The following is a 22,191-nucleotide window of genomic DNA, read 5'->3' on the forward strand; positions in this document are numbered from 1 at the left end:
CCCCCTCAAGGGGGAGATTGGTGGGAGGTGGCGGCAAATCCCATCGAGTTCACGACGACCGACCCTAAATTTGCGCCATCCGACGGAGACCCAATGAAACCGCTTGAGCCGATCAGCCCGACGCTGCGCCTGTCGCTGGGCATCCTGTTTTTCGCGATCTTCTTTGCCGGCTGGTCGTTTGCGACCTTTGGCGGCTTTGTCTCCAAGACCTTTCTCGCAGACCCGATCACCATGCTGCAGGATGGCTGGTGGCTCCTGTCGAAGCGCGGCTTTCTGGGCGATATCGGCATCACCGTCTGGCGCGTGGTCGGCGGTTTCGTGCTGGCCTCCGTCATCGCCGTGCCGCTCGGCATCGCGATGGGGGCCTACAAGCCGATCGAGGCGCTTCTGGAGCCTTTCGTGTCCTTCGCCCGCTATCTGCCGGCCTCCGCCTTCGTCCCGCTCCTGATCCTCTGGGCCGGCATCGGCGAAATGCAGAAGCTGCTCGTCATCTTCATCGGCGCGGTATTCCAGATCATCCTCATGGTCGCCGTCTATGTCGCCAATACGCGGCGCGACCTCGTGGAGGCGGCCTATACGCTCGGCGCTTCCCATCACGGCATCGTCCGGCGCGTGCTGCTGCCGGCGTCAGCGCCTGATATCGCCGAGACGCTGCGCCTCGTGCTCGGCTGGGCCTGGACCTATGTGATCGTCGCCGAGCTGATCGGCGCGTCATCAGGCATCGGCTATATGATCATCAATTCGCAGGCGCTGATGGCGACAGGACAGATCATCTTCGGCATCATCGTCATCGGCGTGATCGGCCTGATCTCGGACTTCGCCTTCAAGATGGTCAATCGCGTTCTGTTCGCCTGGAGGTTCGCATGAGCGCGCCGGAACTTGAAATCAGGGGCGTCTCGCGCGTCTTTCCCGGCCGCAAGGGCGGCGCGCCCATCGAAGCGCTCGCGCCGACCGATCTGACTCTGGAAAAGAACGACTTCGTCACCATTCTGGGTCCGTCCGGCTGCGGCAAGTCCACGCTCCTGCGCATCGTCGCCGGGCTTGACAGGCCGACCACCGGCGCGGTTCTGCTCGAGGGCAAGGCGGTCAAGGGCCCCGGGGCCGACCGCGGCATGGTGTTCCAGTCCTATACCCTCTTCCCTTGGCTGACCATCCGCGAGAATGTCGGCTTCGGGCTGCGCGAAAAGGGTGTGCGTGACAAGGAACTCAGCGAGATCGTCGATCTTTACCTCGATCGGGTCGGACTGACGGGCTTTGCCGAACACTGGCCCAAGCAGCTTTCCGGCGGCATGCAGCAGCGCACGGCGATCGCCCGCGCCCTTGCCAACGATCCGAAAATCCTGCTCCTCGACGAGCCTTTCGGCGCGCTCGACAACCAGACGCGCGGACTGATGCAGGAATTGCTGCTCGGTATCTGGGAGCGGGAGAAGAAGACGGTGATCTTCGTCACCCACGATATCGAGGAATCCGTGTTCATGGCGTCCCGCGTCGTCACCATGTCGGCGCGGCCCGGTCGGATTTCGTCGATCACCCCGGTCGATTTCCCGCATCCGCGCGACTATCACCTGAAGGCCGATCCCGAATTTGCCCGGCTTCGCATGAAACTGACCGAGGAAATCCGCGCCGAGGTGGTTGCCGCCGTCAGCCGGGGTTGAGAAGGACGCCATGCCTGACGAGACACCTGCGCGCGCTTCCAGCAAGGAGCCGACCAAGCCTTTGGCGCTTCACGCCCGCATCCAGCGGGATGTGGAAAACCGGATTGTTTCAGGGGAATGGCCGCCGGGCACGCGCATTCCCTTCGAGCACGAGCTGACCGCCGAATATGGCTGTTCGCGCATGACCGTGAACAAGGCGCTGTCGGAACTCGTCAAGAAGGGCCTGATCGAGCGTCGCCGCAAGTCCGGCTCCTATGTGCGCCAGCCGGAAGTGCTTTCCGCCGTTCTCGAAATCCACCAGCTGGAGCGGGAGGTGCGGGCGCTCGGGCTGGCTTACGATTTCCGGCTGATCGAACGCGAAGAACGGATGGCGGATGAAGGCGACCGGAAACGGCTCCGCCTTGCTCGGCCGGGCAGGGTGTTGAGCCTGAAGGGGCTGCACACCGCCGGCCGCCGACCATTCTGTCTTGAAGACCGGCTGGTCAGCCTTGAAGAGGTGCCGCAGGCGCGGGAGACGGATTTCGCGCGTAACCCGCCGGGCACATGGCTGCTGGAACAGGTGCCGTGGAGCGCCGCCGAACATCGCATTCGCGCCACCGGCGCGGACCGTGATGCGGCCGATATCCTCGACCTTGCCGAGGGCGCGCCCTGCCTCGTCATCGAAAGGCGCACCTGGAACGCCTCGGGCTCGATCACCCAGGTCTATCTCACCTATCCCGGCGACATGCACACGCTTGTCGCCCAGTTCGCGCCGTCGGCAAGGCCTGGCTGACGGGGACCGGGCGCAAGGCTGTGCCAAACACAGCGCCTTCGCCCTATTCCTTGTCCATCGTCGGCAGCACCGTCGCGACGATCGAGGCATCGAGCTTTTCGTAAGCCGCGAGGTCGATGGTCTCGTAAAGCTCGGCGCGGGTCTGCATGTCTTCGAGCATCCCCTTGGTCGAACCGGTTTCCTTCAGCGTCGAAAACAGTCGCTCCTGCGCCTTGTTGGCAACCCGCAACGAGGAAACCGGGAAGATCACCATGCGGTAGCCCATCGCCTCGAATTCGGACGCCGTCAAATAGGGCGTGCGGCCGAACTCGGTCATGTTGGCGAGAAGCGGCACGCCCTCCATGCGGGCGGCAAACTCGCGGAACATGTCGACAGTGGTCAGCGCCTCGGGGAAGATCGCGTCGGCCCCGGCTTCCATGAAGAGTTTCGCCCGCGCCACCGCGCCGTCGATCCCCTCGCTCGCCGCCGCATCCGTGCGGGCGATGATGTAGAGATTGCGGCGGGCCTTGGCGGCGGCGGCGATCTTGGCGGCCATGTCATGCGGGTCGGCAAGCTTCTTGTCGTTCAGATGGCCGCATTTCTTCGGCAACAGCTGGTCCTCGATATGGACGCCGGCCGCGCCCGCATCCTCGAAGGTGCGAACCATGTGCATCACGTTCAGCGCCTCGCCATAGCCGGTGTCGCCGTCCACCAGAAGCGGCAACCCGCTGGCGCGGGTGATCTGGCGGATGAAGAAGGCAACCTCGTCCACCGTGATCATCCCGAGATCGGGAATACCCATCGAGGCCGTCATCGCCGCGCCGGAGAGATAGAGCGCGTCAAAGCCGGCCTTCCTCGCCTGAAGGGCTGCCATGCCGTTGTGCACGCCGGGCATGGTGACGATGCCGCCCGCTTCCACCTGGCGGCGGAGGCGCAGGCCTGCGGGCTCTTGCGGAAGATCGGCGGAAATCAGATAGGGCATGGCAATAATCCTGTCAGGCTCGCTCATTCATGGGCACGAAGGGCCGGTTGTCCGGACCGATGTAATTGGCGGCGGGTCGGATGATCTTGCCGTCCTCGCGCTGTTCGATGATGTGGGCCGCCCAGCCGGCCATGCGGGCAATCACGAAGAGCGGCGTGAACATCGCCGTCGGCACGCCCATCATGTGATAGGAAACGGCCGAGAACCAGTCGAGATTGGGGAACATGTTGCGCGCATCCGCCATGGTGGCTTCGATCCGTTCGGCGATGTCGAACATCTTCATCGATCCGGCTTCTTCAGAGAGCTCCCGGGCAACCTGCTTGATCACCTTGTTGCGCGGATCGGAAACCGTGTAGACCGGATGGCCGAAGCCGATGATCACCTGTTTTTGCGCCACCCTTTCGCGGATATCGGCATCGGCCTCCTCAGCCGTGTCGTAGCGCTTCTGGATCTCGAAGGCGAACTCGTTGGCGCCGCCGTGTTTCGGCCCGCGCAACGCCCCGATCGCGCCGCAGACTGCGGAGTAGAAATCCGTGCCGGTGCCGGTGATCGAGCGGGCGGTGAAGGTCGAGGCGTTGAACTCGTGCTCGGCATAGAGAATGAGCGAGGTGTGCATCGCTCTCACATGGCTTTCGCTCGGCGCCTTGCCGTGGAGAAGATGCAGGAAGTGCCCGCCGATCGAGGCGTCATCGGTCTCGACATCGATCCGCCGGCCGTTATGGGAAAAGTGATACCAGTAGATGAGCATCGAGCCGAGCGAGGCCATCAGCCGGTCGGCGATATCGCGCGCGCCCGCCTTGTTGTGGTCGGCGGCCTCCGGCAGCACGCAGCCGAGCACGGAAGCGCCGGTGCGCATCACATCCATCGGGTGGGTGGCCGCCGGTAAAAGCTCCAGCGCCCCGCGCACGGCGGAGGGCAGGCCGCGAAGAGCGGAAAGCTTGGCCTTGTAGGCGGTAAGCGTCGCGGCGTCCGGCAGCGCGCCGTAGACCAGAAGGTAGGCGATTTCCTCGAACTCGCAGGTGCCGGCAATATCGAGAATGTCATAGCCGCGGTAGTGCAGGTCGTTGCCGCTCTGGCCGACGGAACAAAGGGCGGTATTGCCGGCGACGACGCCGGAAAGCGCCACGGATTTCTTCGGTTTCCTTGCTTCAGTCATGATCTCTCCTCCCGATCATGCGCCGCGCGGCGTCGGCCCTCCTCAAAGGCCGGCGCTGCGGCTCTGTTCTCATTTCCAGTCGAAAATGCCGGTCCTTGCCGGCGCGCCGAGCTTGTCGGGCGAGACGACGAAATTCAGCCCGAAAAGCTCCTCCGGCGCAAGCGAGGTCAGTCGCTCGACGGTTGCGAGGAAGCGGTCCTGTTCGCCGGCCGCCACCACGCCGTGGGCCAGCATGCGGAATTTCTTCACATAGTCCGGCCGCGAAAAGGGTCGGTTTCCGAGCGGATTGGCATCGGCGACGGCGAGCTGGTCCTCGATGATCCGTCCGTCCTCCATGGTGACGATCACATGGCCGCCGAAAGCCTTCTCAGCCGGGTCGTGGCTGTGATAGCGCCGCGTCCATTCCGGGTTCTCGGCCGTGGCGATCTTGTGCCACAGCGCAACGGTCTCCGGGCGTTTGGCGCGCTCGGGCGCATAGGAGCGCTCATGGTGCCAGCCGCCGTCTTCCAGCGCCACGGCGAAGATGTACATGATCGAGTGGTCAAGCGTTTCGCGGCTGGCGCTCGGGTCCATCTTCTGCGGATCGTTGGCGCCTGTGCCGATGACGTAATGGGTGTGGTGGCTGGTTTCGATCAGGATCGACTTCACCTTCGACAGATCGCCGATCGCGGGGCCCATGCGGCGTGCAAGGTCGATCAGCGCCTGGCTTTGGTATTCGGCCGAATGTTCCTTGGTATAGGTGTCCATGATGGCGCGTTTTGGTTCGCCCTTTTCCGGCAGCGGCACGGTATATTCTGCGCCGGGGCCGGAAAGCAGATAGGCGATGAAGCCGTCCTCGCCTTCCCAGGCCGGAGACGGCGCGCCTTCGCCGCGCATCACCCGGTCCACGGCCTCGACCGCCATCTTGCCGGCAAAGGCCGGCGCATAGGCCTTCCAGCTCGAGATCTCGCCCTTGCGCGACTGGCGCGTCGTGGTCGTCACATGCAGCGCCTGCTGAACGGCCTGGTAGATCGTCTCCGTATCAAGCCCGAGCGCGGTGCCGATGCCGGCGGCCGCCGACGGTCCCAGATGGGCGATATGGTCGATCTTGTGCTCATGCAGGCAGATGCCGCGGACGAGATCGACCTGGATTTCGTAACCGGTTGCAATACCGCGCGCGAGCGCCTCGCCGGAAAGCCCGCAATGCTGGGCGACGGCCAGGATCGGCGGAATATTGTCGCCGGGATGGGAATAGTCGGCCGCAAGAAACGTGTCGTGATAGTCGAGCTCGCGCACGGCGACGCCATTGGCCCAGGCGGCCCATTCCGGCGAGAAGCGCTTGTCGGCGGCAAGGCCGAAGATGGTCGCGCCGGGCGAAAACGGATGGGCGGTTGCCTGCGCGCGGGCGCTCACGGCTGGCCTGCGGGCAATGGAGGCGGCGGCCACCGCGGCGTTGTCGATGATCCGGTTGCCGATCATCTCGACCACGTCATCGTCGAGCGCCACGGGGTCCGTCGCGACCGAGGCGATCTTCCAGGCAAGCTGGTCTTCGCGTTTGAGGTTTTCCGATGATTTGTGGGTGCGCACCTTGTGCTCGAGCATGACGTCTCCTCCCGCTTCAATGCCAACGCCGTTTTCGTCTGTTTGGCGCCGATTGTCCATCGGCGACAATGCAGCCATTAGTCTTAGGCAATTTGGCGGCTCCACGCAAAACGGCCCGCTTGCGGCGGGCCGTCTGTTTCAGGCGATGCGGGCGAATCAGCCCGCTGCGACGGTGCGCTGCTCGATCTCCTCGAGGGTGACGCCCTTGGTCTCGGGCGCGACCGCGATGGCGTAGAAGATGCCGATCACGCAGAAGCCGGTGAAGATTGCGAAGGTGCCGACGATGCCGATGCCGGCCAGAAGCTCGGGAAAGAGCAGGGCGACGACGAAGTTGAAGAACCAGTTGGCGATCGATGCCAGCGCCATGCCGCGCGGACGCAGCCGGAGCGGGAAGAGTTCCGCCATGTAGAGCCAGGGCAAAGGGCCGAGGCTGACGGCGAAAAAGGCAATGAAGGCAAAGATCCCGATCATGGCCAGATAGGGGGTCGCGGCGATGTTCATCATGGTCGCGACGGTCACAAGCGCCATCGAGGCCGCGGTGCCGAAAAAGCCCAGGATCAGCAGTTTGCGCCGACCCATGGATTCCACCAGATACATGGCGACGATCGTCAGCGCCACGTTGACCACGCCGATGCCGACGGTTGCCAGAAGCTGGGTCGTGGTGCCGGAGAAACCTGCGCTTTTGAAGATTTCCGGGGCGTAATAGATGATCGCGTTGATGCCGGAGAGCTGTTGCAGCACGAACACGATCATGGCGAAGCTCGTGACCGGCAGGATGCCCTTCTTCAGGAAGGTGCTCCAGGCCGGGGCGGCTTCCTCGTCCTTCGCGCTTTCCTTGATCTCGGTGATGATCTCGTCGATCTCGGCATCGGAGGATTCCGGCTGCAGCCTGGCGATGATGTCGCGCGCCTTGTCGGCGTTCGAATTCAGCGTCAGCCAGCGCGGCGTCTCCGGCGAGAGCAGGATGCCGACAAGGGCGATGATCGAGGGGAAGACGCCGACACCGATCATCCAGCGCCAGTCGCCGGTGCCGCCGAAGGCCGCGTCCGACATGTAGGAAATCATGATGCCGATCGTGATCATCAGCTGGAAGGCCGAGACGATGGTGCCGCGAATGCGCGCCGGCGCCACTTCCGCCAGGAACATCGGGGCGGTCATGGCCGATGCGCCGATGCCGACGCCGATCAGAAGGCGGGCCAGCGTCAGCACATACTGGTTGAAGGCGAAGGCGGAAATCAGCGAGCCGACGAGAAAGATCACGGCGCCGAGGATCAGCATCGGCTTTCGGCCGTAGCGGTCGGTGGTGACCATGGCGAGCAGCGTGCCCGCCACCGCGCCGAGCGGCACGGCCGAGGTAATCACGCCTTCCATGAAGGGCGTGATGGTGAAGTCCTGTTTGATGAACGGCAACGCGCCGGAGATCACGCCCTGGTCAAAGCCGAAGAGCATGCCGAAAAGCGCCGCCACGATGACGATGGCGATAAGCATTGGGTTTCCTCCGCATTTCGGGCGCAGCCGGGTGCCGGTGCGCCGGTCAGTGTCTTTCTGTCCCTGACCCTTAGCCTTTTTTTGTGAACGCTAGCTGAAAATTCCGTCTGTAGCCATGCCTTCATGACAACTTGAAGATGAAAACCACTATGCTTGTCAACTCTATTCCCTTTCGGCGGCCGGAAGCTGCGTCAGCGCCCCTTGACCGGACCGTCCGGCGCAGGCATAGATAAGCCCATCCGAGGGGTGCGATCTTCTTTGCGAAGATGCTGAGATGGCTCTGGCCGAACCCTTGAACCTGATCCGGGTCATGCCGGCGTAGGAACGGAGTTTGGTATTGAGCGATACGCCCATAAAATCAGCCTGTTTTGTTACGTCCGCTGCCCGGCCGCGCCGGGGAGAGGGGACTTGAGGCAAAGCCTTTTCGCCGTTTTGAAATCCCTGATGGTGATCGCTGCGTTCGTCCTGCTGTGGCAGGCGGTCGTCACGGCGTTTGAACTGCCGCGCTATATCCTGCCCGCGCCTTCTGCCGTCGCCGCAAGGCTGTGGACCGGCCATGCCTACCTCTTCTCGAACGCCCTCATCACGCTGCGCGAGATCATCGCCGGCTTTGCCGCCGGCGCGGCCTTCGGCGCGAGCGCCGCCTTCCTGCTCGCCGGTTTTCCGCGCTTCGGGCGTCTCGTCTGGCCAGCGCTCGTGGTGCTGCAGTCGTTCCCGGTCTTCGTCATCGCCCCCATGCTGGTGCTCTGGTTCGGCTTCGGCATCACCTCCAAGGTGGTGATGACGATGATCATCGTCTTCTTTCCCGTTGCCTCCAATTTCGCCGACGGACTTACCCGCACCGACAGCGCCGTCATCAAGGCGGCGCATCTTGACGGCGCAGGACACTGGCAGCTTCTGGTTCTCATCCGTCTGCCGCTCGCCATGCCGCAGCTGTTTTCGGGCCTGCGCATCGCCGCTCCGCTCGCCCCGCTCGGCGCCGTCGTCGGCGAGTGGGTGGGCGCTGCCGGCGGTCTCGGCTTCGTCATGGTGCAGGCCAACGCCCGCATGCAGAGCGATACGGTGTTTGCCGCCATGTTCATCCTGGCGCTGGAGGCCGTTCTGTTTCGCAAGGCGGTGGATCTCGCCGCGCCCTTTTTCACCCGCTGGTCGCCCGCCCAATGAGCGGCCGCGCCGATTTCCCAAGGAGGATCAAATGCTCAAAAGACTAGCCCTCGCGGCCGCCCTGACGCTTCTGCCCGGTCTGGCCGCCGCCGATGACAGGCTCAGCGTCATTCTCGAATGGTATGTGAACCCGGATCATGCACCGATGGTGATAGCCGAGGCGAACGGCTATTTCGCCGACGAGGGGCTCGACGTGGACCTCGTGCCGCCGGCAGATCCGTCCATGGTGCCGCGCATGGTCGCCTCCGGCCGGGCCGATATCGGCGTGCACTACCAGCCGAACCTCTATCTCGACCACGCCGCCGGCATCGACATCAAGCGCTTCGGCACCCTTGTCTCGACGCCGCTCAACACGCTGACGGTGATGGCGGACGGACCTGTCCAGTCGCTCGCCGATCTGAAGGGCCGGAAGATCGGCTTTTCGGTCGCCGGCATCGAGGAGGCGGTCGTCTCGGCCATGCTTTCAAGCGCCAGCCTCACGCGCGACGACATCACGCTGGTCAATGTCAATTTCGCGCTCACCCAGTCGCTCCTCACCGGCCAGGTCGATGCCACGATCGGCGCGTTCCGCAATTTCGAGCTGACGCAGATGGCGATCGAGGGCGAGGAGGGCAAGGCCTTCTTTCCGGAGGAAAACGGCGTTCCGGTCTATGACGAACTGATCTATGTGACCCGCAGCGAACTCATTGACGATGACCGGCTGCCGCGTTTTCTCGATGCAGTGGAACGCGCGGCGATCTTCATCACCAACCATCCGGAAGAGGCCTGGGGCCTGTTCGCCGAGGCCTATCCCGATCTCGACGACGAACTGAACCGCACGGCCTTTGCCGATACCATCGCCCGTTTTAGCAAGAGCCCCGCCGCCTTCGATGCCGCCCGCTACCAGCGGTTCGGCGCATTCATGGCGGAAAACGGACTGATCGAGGAGGCGCCCGAGGTTTCGGACATCTCGGTTTCGCTTTACGGCGGATAGGCCTTTCCGGCCTCAAATCGCCACAAAACGTGACTAAAAAGACCAAAATACCGGAAGGCGGCCATTGGCCGTCTTCCGCGTTTCGGTCTTTTGCAGAATCGGAAGGACGGATGACCGCGGGCCGTCCCGAGGAAGACCGATCTCGAACATGCGCTTGTCAGCCTCAGGGAGATCGGAACATGAAACTAGCCGGCCTGGTGCTGGTGGTGATCGGCCTTGCCACCCTGACTTTCCGTTTCGGCCTTTATCACTATGGCGATGTCGCGGGCGATATCGAGGGCAGCCTCCTGACCCCGCTCGCGCAACTTGCCCTTCTGGTCGGCGCCCTGCTTCTGGCGCTGCATCTGGTGCTGCGCTTTGTCCGGCATGTGATCAGCCATGATTGAGCGGCGCCGGAGGAGGGCGGCGGCCCTCAGCCCGCAATTTTCGAGAAATCGGCGACAGTCCCGGTCGCTTCTCGGATCATCGCCAGAAGGGCCAGGCGGTTTGCGCGCACGGCCTCGTCCTCGGCATTGACCAGCACATCCTCGAAGAAGGCGTCAACAGGTGCGCGAAGGGCGGCGAGCGCTTCCATGGCGGCAAGGTAGTCTTCCCGTTTCGAGGCGTCCCGCGCCTTCTTCGATGCTGCGAGAATGGCATCATGGAGCGCCTTCTCGGCATCGGTTTCAAAGAGCGCCGGAACGACCTTATCGGCAATCCGCGTCTTCTTCTTCTCTTCCGCCGCCAGCAGCTGTCCGGCGCGCTTTTCGCCCGCCAGCAGGTTTTGGCCATCTTCGGAATCGAGGAACTTCGTCAGCGCCTCCACCCGGCGGGCGACGACTTCCAGGTCATCCGCATCCGCCGACAATACCGCGTCGATCAGGTCGTGACGCGCGCCCATGTCGCGCAGATAGACCTTGAAGCGGTCATGGAAGAAGGAGAGCAGGTCGCGGTCATCGAAGACTGACAGCAGCGGCAGGCGCACGCCGCGCTCCAGAATGATGCGGATGACGCCGAGCGCCGCACGGCGGAGCGCATAGGGGTCGCCCGAACCGGTGGGCTTTTCGTCGATCGACCAGAAACCGGTCAGCGTGTCGAGCTTGTCGGCGAGCGCCACCGTCAGCGAAACCTTGCCCCGCGGCACGACGTCGGAGGGGCCAAGCGGCTTGTAGTGCTCCTCGATCGCCGCCGCCACATCTTCGCTCTCGCCCTGCAGAAGCGCATATTTGCGGCCCATGGCACCCTGAAGCTCAGGGAATTCGCCGACGGCCTCGGTTCTGAGGTCGGCCTTGGCCAGAACCACGGCACGATCGACCTCGGCCGCATCAGCGCCGACGATCGGGGCCAGTTCCTTCGCCAGCGCGCGGATGCGGTCCACGCGCGCGCCCTGGCTGCCGAGCCTGGCGTGGAAGGTGACGTTCAGCGCGTCGAGCTTGGCCATGCGCTGGTCGAGCGGTTTTTTCAGGTCGAGGCCGAACTGCGCGGCCGATTTCTCGAGCGTCGCAAGGTCCGGCAGGTCGCGCTGGTCCATGTGCCAGAAATGCAGCGCGTCGGAGAGGCGCGCGCGCACGACCTTGCCATTGCCGTATCGGATTTCCTTGCCGCCGTCGCTTGCCGCGATATTGGCGATCAGGATGAATTTGTTGGTGAGGCTCGCCTCGCCATGCTTCCTGACCACGAAGCATTTCTGGTTGGTCTTGATCGTCAGCCGGATGATCTCGTCGGGAATTTCGAGGAAGGCCTCCTCGAATTCGCCGAGCAGCACCTGCGGATATTCGACAAGCCCGGCCACCTCGTCCAGCAGCCCCTCGTCCTCGACCACGTCGAGCCCGTTGGCGAAGGCCAGATTGGCGGCGTCATCGCGGATGATGTCCTTGCGCCGGTCGGCATCGAGAATGACGCAGGCCTTCTCAAGGCCCGCCGCATAATCGGCGAACCGCCTGACCTCAAAGGGTTCTGGCGCGTGGAAACGGTGACCATAGGTGACATTCGAGGCGACAACGCCATCGATCTCGAAATCGATGACCCGGGTTTCCTCGATTTCCGTGCCGAAGGTGCAGACGATCGACTGCAGCGGCCGAACCCAGCGCAGCGCCCCGGGCTCCGATGAGGCAGCGCCCCAGCGCATCGACTTTGGCCATGGGAAGTTGCGGATGATGCCGGGCATCACGTCGCGGATGATCTCTTCGGCGTCACGACCGGGCTTTTCGATGACGGCCACATAGAAATCGCCCTTCTTCGGGTCCGACTGGATCTTCGCCTCAGAGATATCGTCAAGGCCCGCGCCGCGCAGGAAGCCCGCGATCGCCTTTTCCGGCGAACCGACGCGCGGGCCCTTGCGCTCCTCGCGCACATCGGCCGAACGCGCCGTCAGCCCGTGAATGTCGAGTGCGAGCCGGCGCGGGGTGAAATATTCGCGTGCGCCCTCATAGGTCAGACCCGCATCCACCAGCGCATCGGTGACGCGCTTCTTCAGTTCGCCTGCCGCCTGGCGCTGCATGCGGGCAGGAATCTCTTCGGAACGGAGTTCAAGCAAAAGGTCGGGCATGGGACAGCTTCTATCGTGGTCTGAATGTCGGTGACGGCGTGTTAGCAAGCCCGGCGGCAAAAGTCATCCGGGAATAGAGGTTTTGGAAGGTCCAACGGCACAGAAGCGTTGCCGCGCCACGCAATTGTCGGAATTCGGGTTTCATCATGCGGCATGAACAAGAAGATCGCCTTTCCATTGTCAGCGCTTGCCCTTATGGCGCTTGCCGCCGCGCCCGCCCAGGCGGAAACGATACTGCCGCAGGGCCACTACAAGACGGCCTGTCTGCCGATCGGCAAGAATGACCGTCACGGTTTTATCGCCGAGGTGACGATCGAAGGCGCAGTTCTGTCGGCTACCGCGCAATCCTATGCGCATGACAACTGCGATGTCCCGACCGTAAAGGCCGAGTATCGCGGCGTTATCGAGGAGGCCAGCCGCCAGGAAAACCATATCGATTTCGTTCAGCGCACCGGTCCGTTCCTCTACACATTGCTGCTGCCCGAAGTGACGACCTATTACAACGCCAATATCGGCTCCGCCGGCTGCGATCTCGGTGACTGGGAAACCGGCGTGCCGCGCGATGTTTCGGGCAAGACCTGCGCGCCCTACACGTTCCCGGAGATCGGCTCCAGGTTGAAGGACCGGCTCTGGGTCAAGGGCGACCGGATATCCTTCGGCCATCTCCCGCTCAGCTGGCAGAACGAGGCCGATGGCGGCTTTCCCCAGACATCATCTCCGATAAGCTTCGTCAAGATCGAGGACTGAGCGGCCTACCAGCCGCCCCCGCCGCCGCCGCCGCCGCCGCCGCCGGAGAAACCGCCGCCGCCCGAAAAGCCGGAGGACGAGGTGTTCTGCGTCGGCATGGAGGACGACATGGCCGACGCCATGGAGGAGGAGAAGCTGCCGATCTGATCGGACAGGTTCTGGTGGCGGAAATCACCGTAATACCAGTAGGGCGAATAATAGCTTGCCGTGCCCGCCGCGATTGCCGCCGTCAGCCATGCGTCGAAGGTTTTCGACCATGGCTTTTCAACGCCGAGCGCCACGGCATAGGGCAGCAGCGTCTCGAAGTGCTGCGGCGACATTTCCGGCGCGCCCGCAAGGTTCATCCGGTTTGCCTCGGCAAGGGTCAGATATTGCTTGAGCCCCGCGATCTCGTCCATCTTCCTGCGTCCTGAGGTGGTGGGCGCGCCCATGATGAAGAAGAAGACGAGGTTGATGAGCACGATCCCGCCAAAGGCAACGATCACAGCCCAATCGGCAGCGTCGATATGATCGCTGAGCAGCGTGACCGCCATGCCGCCGACGGCCTGCAGCAGGAAGAAACCCATGAACGCGGCGGCAACCAGCGTTCCGATTGCGGAAGACATCGAGCGCCCGCGCCGACGGAACGCCTTGCCGAGCATCGAGGCAAACAGGGCGATGAACACGGAAATGAATACAGAGAAGAACAGAACAGGGATGACGGCGTTCGAGATAAAGCCGAATACCAGCAACGCAAAGCCCGCGAGCAGCGAAAGCGCGACGCCGCCGACCGAATAGCCGATATTGCGGACAAAATACTCGCCCCTGTGCTCCCGCGTGATGGCGGAGGTGAAGGCGCTTGCCATGGAGGCGACCGACTTGCCATGGGCCTTGTCGACGATGAACACGCCGCCTGAATCATCCACCGCCTTCAGGAGAGCCTTCTGTCCGGGCGGCAGTGCGGGGTCGAAGGGCTTGTCGGTGCGCTTCAGCGTCATGCCCTTTTTCGGCTCGTCAATGATCAGGAAGCCCTTGACCGCGAGATCGATCGCCGTTGCTGCAATCGCGTCAAACCGGCTGGAGCCGAAGCCCTGGTTTTCGACATAGGAGACGAGCGCGGGCGACAGGTCCTCCGGCGGGTCCCAGCGCGGCACCACGACGCCGGCCGGCGGATCGCGGCCAACCTTGCGCCACGACAGGAGGTAATAGAGGAAGACCAGCAGAAGACCGCCGAAGCCGATGAAGTAATTGCGATAGTCGCTCAGAAACCACGATGCGCTTTCTGACGTCGTCGGCGCGTCGATCGCGCCCTTCGGCACGGCGACGACGACCGAGAGACCTTCCTTGGGGCCGAGCGGGGCCGTGGTCTCGAAGGTCGCCACATTGCCGTTTGTCGTTTCCCGGGCATTCTGTTCGCGCGAACCATAGGCACCGGTGTAGAAGGTCGTCCGCGTTGGCGTCACGCCGTCGGGCAGCGTGATCGTCGCGGTCGCCTTCTCGATCGGGAAGGCCCAGAAATTGCCGGTGGCGTTCCAGTAGATTTCGTCGTGGTCGCCGAAGTAACGGACCTGACGGTCGGTCTCGTAGGTGAGCCGATAGGTGTGGTCGCCGGGCGGCAGCACCGTATCCGCGGAACCGATATAGATGCGGATGCCGTTGGTGATGCTTTCGGTATGATGGTCTACCGGCTTGCCGTCGAGGGTGACAGACTTCAGGTCAAAGGTCACATCGCCGGTGCGGCCATCCTCACTCTCGAAACGCAAAGGAAAGTCACGGAATATCCCGCGCCTGATCTGGTCGCCCTCGGCATGGACGGCAATAGTCTCGGTGACGTCGTAGACCCCGGATTTCTCGACGGTGACGTCGGAGGTGAAGCTGTTGATGACCTCGGCGGCATGGACGGGGGTGACGGCAAGAAGGAGCGTTGCGAGAAGCACGGCGGTGCCACGCGCCCGCCGATCTCCCCCCTTGAGGCAAGTCGGCAATGTTCGGTCTTGAGGCTTGCGCCCAATATTCTCTCCCGCTTGCGGGAGAGATGCCCCGAAAGGGGCAGTGAGGGTGAAGCAGATCTTCAGTTTCGCGAGGGCTTTCGTGATGAGGGTCTCCCCCCTCACTGTCGCTGTCGCGACATCTCTCCCCTCCGGGGCGAGAAGACTTGGGGGCTCTGCGGCAAAGCCACCCGCACACCGCCCCTCAAAGGGGGAGATTGAGGGGAGCGTTGCAACAAGGGCGGTCTGTATCCTTGAAACCCACCGCATGGCTACCTCGCGCGAGACTGACAGTGTCCGGTTCGCCATGGCTTATCTCCTCAGGTTTCGTATTCGACGCCCAGTGACGCAAGCGCGTCCCAGTATCCCGGATAGGTCTTGCCGACGCAGAGCGGGTCCAAAATGGTGATGCCGGAAATCTTCAGGCCCGCGAGCGCAAAGCACATGGCGATGCGATGATCGGCAAAGGTGTCGATCTCGGCCGGCAGATGCTGACCGGCAAGGGCGGGATCCGCGTGGACGATGAGGTCGTCGCCATCTTCCTCCGCCAGTCCCTCGCGGATTGCGTTGAGACCGAGCGACAGCGCCCGGGTGCGGTCGCACTCCTTGACGCGCAGGTTCTCGATGCCGGTAAAGCGCACCGGGGTTTCGTTGAAGGCGGCGAGCACCGCAAGCGTCGGCACGGCGTCCTGCATCTGGCTGCCGTCGATTTCCGCTGGCATATGCGGGAAGGACGCGATCACGCCATAGGCCTTGGCATCGGGCTGGGTGAATTTTTCAGCCGGCGTGCCGATGTCGATGGCGCCGCCGGTGAGCTTTTCCGCCGCCCAGAGATAGGTGGCGGCAGACGCGTCCGGTTCGATGTGGAAATCGGCCGCGCGGTAGCCGGTCGGCAGAACCGTCCACGTCGCCTCGTCCACCTGTTCGACCTTGGCGCCGAAGGCAGCCATGGCATCGAGCGTGAGGCCGATATAGCCGCGCGCGCCGATCTCCGTGCCCGTCAGCGCGATCGTCACCGGCTCGCTCGTGCCCTGCGGCGCAAGCGGGGCCGCCATCAGAAGGGCGGAGACATACTGGCTGGACAGCCCGGCGTCGATCTCGACGCGGCCCGTGCCGAAATGGCCCTGGCCCTCGATCGTTACAGGCGGGCAGCCGGTCGGCGCCTCCGCCTTGATGCCGAGGCTCTGGAGCGCGATCACCAGAGGGGCGATTGGACGCTTGTGCATATGCTCGTCGCCATCGACGATCACAATGCCCTCGACGGCTGCGGCCGCTGCCGTCAGAAATCGCGTCGCCGTGCCCGCATTACCGAGGAAGAGCGGGCCGGACGGCGCTTCCAGCCGTCCCGTTCCGGTCACGATGAAGCTGGTGTCATCCGGTTCGTCCACGCGAACGCCCATGGCCCGCAACGCGTTGGCCATATGGCGGGTGTCATCGCTTTTCAGCGCGCCCGTCAGCCGGCTGGTGCCGCGGGCAAGGCCTGCGAGCAGCAGCGCGCGGTTGGTGATCGACTTGGAGCCGGGCGGACTGACCTTGCCGGAAAGCGCGTGGCCGGGCGGAATGACGGTGAGCCTGTTATTGTTCATGCGTAAGACTTTCATTCGGAGCGCGTCCAGGAAAAGTGGATGCCGGTTTTCCGTCCGGACGCGCGTAAAACAAACCAGAGCGCGTCCAGGAAAAGTGGATGCCGGTTTCCCTCCGGACACGCAAAAAAGGCGCGGTTCGGGCGCGGGAAAATCAGAACGAAACGTTGGGAACCGCCCGGTCGGCGGGTTCGTCGATCTCGAAATAGTCGCGCTTCTCAAAGCCGAACTGGCCGGCAATGATGTTGCTCGGGAAGCTCTCGACCTTGACGTTCAGCTCGCGGGCCGCGCCGTTGTAATAGCGCCGCGCCATCTGGATCTCGCTTTCGGTCTTTTCGAGCGAGGCCTGCAGATCGGCGAAGTTCTGGTTGGCCTTCAGATCCGGATAGGCTTCCGAAAGCGCGAAGAGACGGCCAAGCGCCTGGGTCAGCTCGCCTTCGGCCTCAGCGCGGCCGGTAACATCATTGGTGGCGACCGACTGCGCCTTGTTGCGCTTTTCGACGACCTCTTCCAGCGTGCCGCGCTCGTGGCTCGCATAGCCCTTGACGGTCTCGACGAGATTGGGAATGAGATCGGCGCGGCGCTTCAACTGCACGTCGATGCCGGACCAGGCCTCTTCGGCCGTCTGGCGGGCGCGCACCAGCGCGTTGTAGAGCGAAATCACGAAGCCCGCGATCGCGCCGATGATCACGATCAGGATGATAAGGGTTGTCAGCATGCGCGTCTCCCAAGCTCAACGATCAGGCGCGGCCAACAGCGCCCCTCGATCAGGTCAGGCCGCCTCCGGCTGGAACCCGCCTGCTTCCGTCAGAAGATAGGCTTCTCCGCAGGCTTTGGCCAGTGTGCGGACCCTGAGGATATAGCTCTGGCGCTCGGTGACCGAGATCACGCCGCGCGCATCGAGAAGATTGAAGAGATGCGAGGCCTTGATGCACTGGTCATAGGCCGGAAAGACGCATTTGTGCAGGCTTGCCGCTTCGCCCGGCGCGCCGGCGGCAAGCAGCGCCCGGCATTCGGCCTCGGCATCGAGAAAATGCCGGTGCAGCATCTCGGTATTGGCGTATTCGAAATTGTGGCGCGAATATTCCTGCTCGGTCTGCAGGAAGACATCGCCATAGGTGACCTTCTCGTCGCCCTCGCGGCCGTTGAAGTTGAGGTCGTAAACATTGTCGACGCCCTGCACATACATCGCCAGCCGCTCCAGCCCGTAGGTCAGTTCGCCGGCAACCGGCGCGCATTCGATGCCGCAGACCTGCTGAAAGTAAGTGAACTGCGAGACCTCCATGCCGTCGCACCAGCATTCCCAGCCAAGGCCCCAGGAGCCCGTCGTCGGGTTTTCCCAGTCGTCCTCGACGAAGCGGATGTCGTGCAGCAGCGGATCAAGGCCGATCGCCTTCAGCGAGCCGAGATAGAGCTCCTGCAGGTCCGGCGGCGAGGGCTTCAGCAGCACCTGATACTGGTAGTAATGCTGCAGCCGGTTCGGGTTTTCGCCGTAACGCCCGTCGGCGGGCCGGCGCGAGGGCTGCACATAGGCGACGTTCCAGCGCTTCGGACCGAGGGCGCGCAGCGTCGTTGAAGGATGCAGCGTGCCGGCGCCGACTTCCATGTCGTAGGGCTGGAGAATGGCGCAGCCCTTGTCGGCCCAATAGGCCTGCAGCGTCAGGATCAGGCCCTGGAAGGAACGCTTCGGATGCATATGCGGCTTTATTTCGGACATCTCGGACATGGCATTCGGTCTCTTTGAAAGAATGACCGGTGCAGTGCCACTAAAGCGGCGAGGGGTCAAGTGGCGGCAGGGCGAGCGGCCGGGCCCGCCGGGCCCGGCTTCTTGTCAACAGGCGTTATTCCGCAGCAGGTGAAAGCGGGCGGAACTCGTCCTTGGTTGGCGTCATCAGGCTCACCACCCAGATGGCGATGAAGGCGACGATGAAGCCCGGGATGATTTCGTAGACGCCGGGACCGCCGAGGAAGCTCGAACCCCAGCCGAGTGAAATCCAGATGATGACGGTCAGCGCGCCGGCGACGAGGCCGGCAACTGCGCCGGCGCCCGACATGCCGCGCCAGGTGAGCGACAGGATGATCAGCGGGCCGAAGGCCGCGCCGAAGCCGGCCCAGGCATTGGAGACGAGGCCGAGAACCTTCGAATCCGGATCCCAGCCGATGATGGCTGCGACGATGGCAACGACCAGCACGAAGAAGCGACCGATATTGACCATTTCCCGCTCGCTCGCATGGCGGCGCAGGAACAGGCGGTAGAAATCCTCCGTCAGCGAGGACGAGGCCACCAGAAGCTGGCTCGAGATCGTGCTCATGATCGCCGCCAGAAGGGCCGCCAGCAGGAAGCCGGTCACCAGCGGAACGAAAAGCTGGTTGGCCAGGACGATGAAGATGGTCTCCGGGTCGGCGATGTCGATATTGTTGCCGACCACATAGGAGCGGCCGAAAATGCCGAGCCCGACGGCGCCGGCAAGCGAGATGATCATCCAGGCCATGCCGATATTGCGCGCCTTCGGCACGTCTTCCACCGAACGCACGGCCATGAAGCGGACGATGATGTGCGGCTGACCGAAATAGCCGAGCCCCCATGCGACCGCCGAAAGGAAGCCGACCACCGTCAGTCCGTGGAACATCGACAGGAAGTTGGGGGCGACGCTGAGCATCCGCGCCTCCGATACGCCGATGCCGCCGGCCTTGTAGACGACGACGAGCGGCATGATCACGAGCGCCAGCATCATGATGCAGCCCTGGACGAAGTCAGTCAGGCTGACGGCGAGAAACCCGCCGATCAGCGTGTAGACCAGAACGATGCCCATCGTCAGGATGATGCCTGTCTGGTAGGCGCTGAGACTGCCGATGTGGATGAGGTCCGGAAAGGCTGTGTCGAACAGCTTGCCGCCGGCGACAAGGCCCGAACCGGTATAGACCGCGAAGAAAACGACGATGACGATTGCCGACACGCTTCGAAGCGCCATCGCCTTGCTGGGGAAGCGTTTCGACAGGAATTCCGGAATGGTCAGGCTGTTGTCGTAGCGCTCGGTCTGCTCGCGCAGGCGCGGCGCGACGATGATCCAGTTGAAGAAGGCGCCGATGACAAGGCCGACGCCGATCCAGCTCTGCGTGAGGCCGGACACGAAGAGCGCGCCGGGAAGGCCCATCAGCAGCCAGCCGCTCATGTCGGATGCGCCTGCGGACAGTGCCGCGACAGCCGGCGAAAGCTGTCGTCCGCCGAGCATGTATTCCTCGGAATTGGACGTGGATTTGCGCCAGGCATAAATGCCGATGGCGATCATCAGGACGAAATAGAGTGTCAGGCTGACTGTGACGCCGAAGCTCATGGCAGGTTCCCTTGCTTGAGGTTTGAACCGATCCGGTTCCTCGAGAGGAAATCGCGAGCGCCTCATGCCGCCGCGCCTTCCGTTTTCCGGGGAGTTGCCTGTCCGGAGAGAGCCCTCGAGCCAGGGAAATGGCAAGGAAGGATCACCCCGTCAGAATCGGCGCATTGCGCAACTCCGCGTGAGCGGTTCGCAGCTTGTCGGCGATTGGATTTTGCCGCTCACAGACAAAGTGTAACACTTTGATGAAAGTGGCGGCAAGTCGGTTGAAAAATGTCAATTTCGTGGCAGAAGGCGGCGGCGATCTTTCGAGGTTCGCGAGGCTTTGCGGACTGAAGGTGCCCGCTTCAGGGCGCGTCGGTCTTCTTCACGTAATATTCGCCGGTCGCCGGGTCCTTCACCAGCGTGCCCGTGGCGCCGTTCTTCTGCTCGGCGCGCTTCTGCTCGCCGCGCGCGGTCACGGCTTCCGCGTCGTTGATGAACTTGCGGTAGAGCATGTAACCGCCGCCCGCAATCGCGGCGAGAACCATAAGCCGTCCCATATCGCTCTCCTCACAAACCGTAGCGCGCCCATAATGCGCGTTCTTCCGCCGTCTCGGCAAGACCCGAAGCGAGGCCCGCGCCGATTTCCGGGGCGGAAAGGCCGATGCCGGCAACTCCCGGCTTGGCACGGCCGAGAAGATTGGTCGGCGTCGAGACGAGCTTCATCTCCGCCTTGTCGCCGTAACGCGCCTTCAGCGTCGCGCGCATCTCGCCGATGCCGTCGACCAAGCCGAGCTCCGCGCCCCTGATGCCGCTCCAGAACAGGCCGGAAAAGAGGTCCGGGTCGTCGGCGAGTTTGTCTCCGCGCCGTTCCTTTACCATCTGGATGAAGACCTGGTGGATTTCGCCTTGCAGGTCCTTGAGGAAGGCGATGTCTTTTTCCTTTTCCGGCTGGAAGGGGTCGAGCATCACCTTGTTCTCGCCGGCGGTGTAGACGCGTCGCTCCACGCCGATCTTCTCGATCAGCCCGGTAAAGCCGAAGCCGCCGGAGACGACGCCGATGGAGCCGACGATCGAGGTCGGATCGACGAAGATTTCGTCGCCGGCGAGCGCGATCATGTAGCCGCCGGAGGCCGCGACATCCTCGACGAAGACCAGCACCTTCTTGTTCTTTTCCTCGGAAAGCGCGCGGATGCGGCTGAAGATCAGGCGCGACTGAACGGGAGAGCCGCCGGGCGAATTGAGCGAGATCGCAACGCAGGGGCTTGTCTTCATCGAAAACGCCTTGTCGAGCGCGGCAGAGACGGAGGCGAGGTTGAGGCTGCGCCGGCCGGGGGAGCCGCCGGCCATGATCGCGCCGGAGAACCGCACCACCGGAATGATCGTCTTGTCCTTGCGGAACCGCTTGGGGATCAACCCGGAAACCAGCTGCTTCATCCTGTCCTCGCCTTGCAAAAAACGTTTCAACGCATGTATGCGCAGCCACGGCAAAGACAAGGGCGCGGCTCAAAGATTCGCGCGCCGCCTCACGCTGTTGCGCGGATAGGCTGTGCGGCCGTTATTGAGGTCGTCGACGAGCGGCAGGAAGGCGTGGCCGTCGCTTGCGTGCATGACGAGGGGCGCTCGCAGCGAAAGCCTGGCGCGCGATCCCTTGACGGCGGAGACGAGAATGCGGAACGCCTCCTCGTCCTTTCGGGCGTGGATCGGCGTGATCTCGATGCCGCCGAAGCGCTTTCCGCATGCCGCGATGATGTCGGCGATCGACTGCGGCCTTGCGATCAGCGAGAGCGTGCCGCCGGGCTTCAAAATGGCGCCGGCGGTGCGGATCCAGTGTTCGAAAAGCCCGTCCGTCATGGCATGGGCGACGCCCTTCAGCGCATCGGGGGTGCGGCGGTCCGCCGTCCAGTTGAAGGGCGGGTTCATGATCACATGGTCGAACGTGTCATCGGTGAGGCCGGCGGCGTTGCGGGCCGCGCCCCTCAGGGTCACATCGGCTTCGAAGACCGCAACCCGCCCCGACAGCGCCTCGTTTTCGGCAAGCGCCAGCGTTTCGCGGGCGTAATCCGCCATTTCGGCGGAGATCTCGAAAAGGCTCACGTCGGCCTCAGGCAGGCGCGCGGCAACAGCAAGGCCGGCGGCGCCCGCGCCTGCGCCGAGATCGGCGACCTTCAGCCGGCCGTCTCCCTCCACCATGGATGCCAGAAGCATGGCGTCCATGCCCGCCCGGTGGCCGCGGCCCTTCGGCTGGACCAGATGGAAGCGGCCGCGATGGAAGGCATCGATCGTCTTTTCAGGCATCGCGC

General features: G+C 63.5%; 20 protein-coding genes and 1 riboswitch. Of the genes, 7 read left to right on the forward strand and 13 right to left on the reverse strand.

Going from position 1 to position 22,191, the window contains the following annotated elements:
* Positions 1-93: 93 nt before the first annotated feature.
* From AZF01_RS00570 to hutC, 3 genes are read left to right on the forward strand one after another with little or no spacing between them, the layout of a single operon-like run.
* Positions 94-867 (forward strand): ABC transporter permease, encoded by a 774-nt coding sequence (locus tag AZF01_RS00570; protein WP_024708854.1) that lies wholly within the window; start codon positions 94-96, stop codon positions 865-867.
* Positions 864-1,655: an ABC transporter ATP-binding protein gene (locus tag AZF01_RS00575; RefSeq protein ID WP_024708853.1), complete on the forward strand. Its 792-nt coding sequence runs from the start codon at positions 864-866 to the stop codon at positions 1,653-1,655. Before AZF01_RS00570 ends, AZF01_RS00575 begins: the two co-directional genes overlap by 4 nt.
* A gap of 10 nt (positions 1,656-1,665) precedes the next feature.
* On the forward strand, positions 1,666-2,427 hold the full coding sequence (gene hutC / locus AZF01_RS00580) for a histidine utilization repressor (protein WP_051424097.1): 762 nt from the start codon (positions 1,666-1,668) through the stop codon (positions 2,425-2,427).
* A gap of 43 nt (positions 2,428-2,470) precedes the next feature.
* On the opposite strand, the gene prpB is transcribed toward hutC, so the two are convergent.
* The 4 genes from prpB to AZF01_RS00600 form a co-directional block, all read right to left on the reverse strand.
* Positions 2,471-3,388: a methylisocitrate lyase gene (gene prpB / locus AZF01_RS00585; protein ID WP_024708851.1), complete on the reverse strand. Its 918-nt coding sequence runs from the start codon at positions 3,386-3,388 to the stop codon at positions 2,471-2,473.
* Between the two features lie 13 nt (positions 3,389-3,401).
* The gene (gene prpC / locus AZF01_RS00590; RefSeq protein WP_024708850.1) at positions 3,402-4,544 is read right to left on the reverse strand and encodes a 2-methylcitrate synthase; all 1,143 of its coding nucleotides are present in this window, start codon (positions 4,542-4,544) and stop codon (positions 3,402-3,404) included.
* Between the two features lie 69 nt (positions 4,545-4,613).
* Positions 4,614-6,125 (reverse strand): MmgE/PrpD family protein, encoded by a 1,512-nt coding sequence (locus AZF01_RS00595; protein ID WP_024708849.1) that lies wholly within the window; start codon positions 6,123-6,125, stop codon positions 4,614-4,616.
* A 156-nt stretch (positions 6,126-6,281) separates the two neighbouring features.
* Positions 6,282-7,640 carry a sugar porter family MFS transporter gene (locus AZF01_RS00600; RefSeq protein WP_256389218.1) on the reverse strand — a complete coding sequence of 453 codons (1,359 nt, stop codon included), beginning with the start codon at positions 7,638-7,640 and terminating at the stop codon, positions 6,282-6,284.
* A gap of 205 nt (positions 7,641-7,845) precedes the next feature.
* Positions 7,846-7,955: riboswitch (TPP riboswitch) on the forward strand.
* 102 nt (positions 7,956-8,057) lie between these two features.
* Here AZF01_RS00600 and AZF01_RS00605 point away from each other — a divergent pair.
* The 3 genes from AZF01_RS00605 (at position 8,058) to AZF01_RS00615 (ending at position 10,136) form a co-directional block, all read left to right on the forward strand.
* Positions 8,058-8,777 carry an ABC transporter permease gene (locus AZF01_RS00605; RefSeq protein WP_024708846.1) on the forward strand — a complete coding sequence of 240 codons (720 nt, stop codon included), beginning with the start codon at positions 8,058-8,060 and terminating at the stop codon, positions 8,775-8,777.
* A gap of 31 nt (positions 8,778-8,808) precedes the next feature.
* Positions 8,809-9,750 carry an ABC transporter substrate-binding protein gene (locus AZF01_RS00610; protein ID WP_024708845.1) on the forward strand — a complete coding sequence of 314 codons (942 nt, stop codon included), beginning with the start codon at positions 8,809-8,811 and terminating at the stop codon, positions 9,748-9,750.
* A gap of 179 nt (positions 9,751-9,929) precedes the next feature.
* Positions 9,930-10,136, forward strand: a complete 207-nt coding sequence (locus AZF01_RS00615) for a hypothetical protein (RefSeq protein WP_024708844.1) — start codon at positions 9,930-9,932, stop codon at positions 10,134-10,136.
* A gap of 26 nt (positions 10,137-10,162) precedes the next feature.
* Here AZF01_RS00615 and glyS read toward each other — a convergent pair whose 3' ends face one another.
* On the reverse strand, positions 10,163-12,277 hold the full coding sequence (glyS, locus tag AZF01_RS00620) for a glycine--tRNA ligase subunit beta (protein ID WP_024708843.1): 2,115 nt from the start codon (positions 12,275-12,277) through the stop codon (positions 10,163-10,165).
* A gap of 153 nt (positions 12,278-12,430) precedes the next feature.
* Between glyS and AZF01_RS00625 the strand changes: the two genes are divergently transcribed.
* Positions 12,431-13,024, forward strand: a complete 594-nt coding sequence (locus AZF01_RS00625; RefSeq protein WP_024708842.1) for a hypothetical protein — start codon at positions 12,431-12,433, stop codon at positions 13,022-13,024.
* Positions 13,025-13,029: 5 nt separating this feature from the next.
* Here AZF01_RS00625 and AZF01_RS00630 read toward each other — a convergent pair whose 3' ends face one another.
* The 8 genes from AZF01_RS00630 to AZF01_RS00665 form a co-directional block, all read right to left on the reverse strand.
* Complete coding sequence (locus AZF01_RS00630) at positions 13,030-14,940, reverse strand: DUF2207 domain-containing protein (protein ID WP_036237601.1); 1,911 nt, start codon at positions 14,938-14,940, stop codon at positions 13,030-13,032.
* Between the two features lie 371 nt (positions 14,941-15,311).
* Positions 15,312-16,577 (reverse strand): 3-phosphoshikimate 1-carboxyvinyltransferase, encoded by a 1,266-nt coding sequence (gene aroA, locus AZF01_RS00635; protein ID WP_024708013.1) that lies wholly within the window; start codon positions 16,575-16,577, stop codon positions 15,312-15,314.
* Positions 16,578-16,728: 151 nt separating this feature from the next.
* Positions 16,729-17,292, reverse strand: coding sequence for a LemA family protein (locus AZF01_RS00640; RefSeq protein ID WP_036237020.1), 564 nt, complete (start codon positions 17,290-17,292; stop codon positions 16,729-16,731).
* A gap of 54 nt (positions 17,293-17,346) precedes the next feature.
* Positions 17,347-18,291: a glycine--tRNA ligase subunit alpha gene (locus tag AZF01_RS00645; RefSeq protein ID WP_024708011.1), complete on the reverse strand. Its 945-nt coding sequence runs from the start codon at positions 18,289-18,291 to the stop codon at positions 17,347-17,349.
* Between the two features lie 124 nt (positions 18,292-18,415).
* The gene (gene putP, locus AZF01_RS00650; RefSeq protein ID WP_024708010.1) at positions 18,416-19,909 is read right to left on the reverse strand and encodes a sodium/proline symporter PutP; all 1,494 of its coding nucleotides are present in this window, start codon (positions 19,907-19,909) and stop codon (positions 18,416-18,418) included.
* Between the two features lie 344 nt (positions 19,910-20,253).
* Positions 20,254-20,448, reverse strand: coding sequence for a hypothetical protein (locus AZF01_RS00655; protein ID WP_024708009.1), 195 nt, complete (start codon positions 20,446-20,448; stop codon positions 20,254-20,256).
* A 10-nt stretch (positions 20,449-20,458) separates the two neighbouring features.
* Positions 20,459-21,325 carry a S49 family peptidase gene (locus tag AZF01_RS00660; RefSeq protein ID WP_024708008.1) on the reverse strand — a complete coding sequence of 289 codons (867 nt, stop codon included), beginning with the start codon at positions 21,323-21,325 and terminating at the stop codon, positions 20,459-20,461.
* Positions 21,326-21,394: 69 nt separating this feature from the next.
* On the reverse strand, positions 21,395-22,186 hold the full coding sequence (locus AZF01_RS00665) for a tRNA1(Val) (adenine(37)-N6)-methyltransferase (RefSeq protein WP_197489648.1): 792 nt from the start codon (positions 22,184-22,186) through the stop codon (positions 21,395-21,397).
* Positions 22,187-22,191 lie beyond the last annotated feature (5 nt).

The sequence above is a fragment of the Martelella sp. AD-3 genome (assembly GCF_001578105.1).
GTDB lineage: Bacteria > Pseudomonadota > Alphaproteobacteria > Rhizobiales > Rhizobiaceae > Martelella.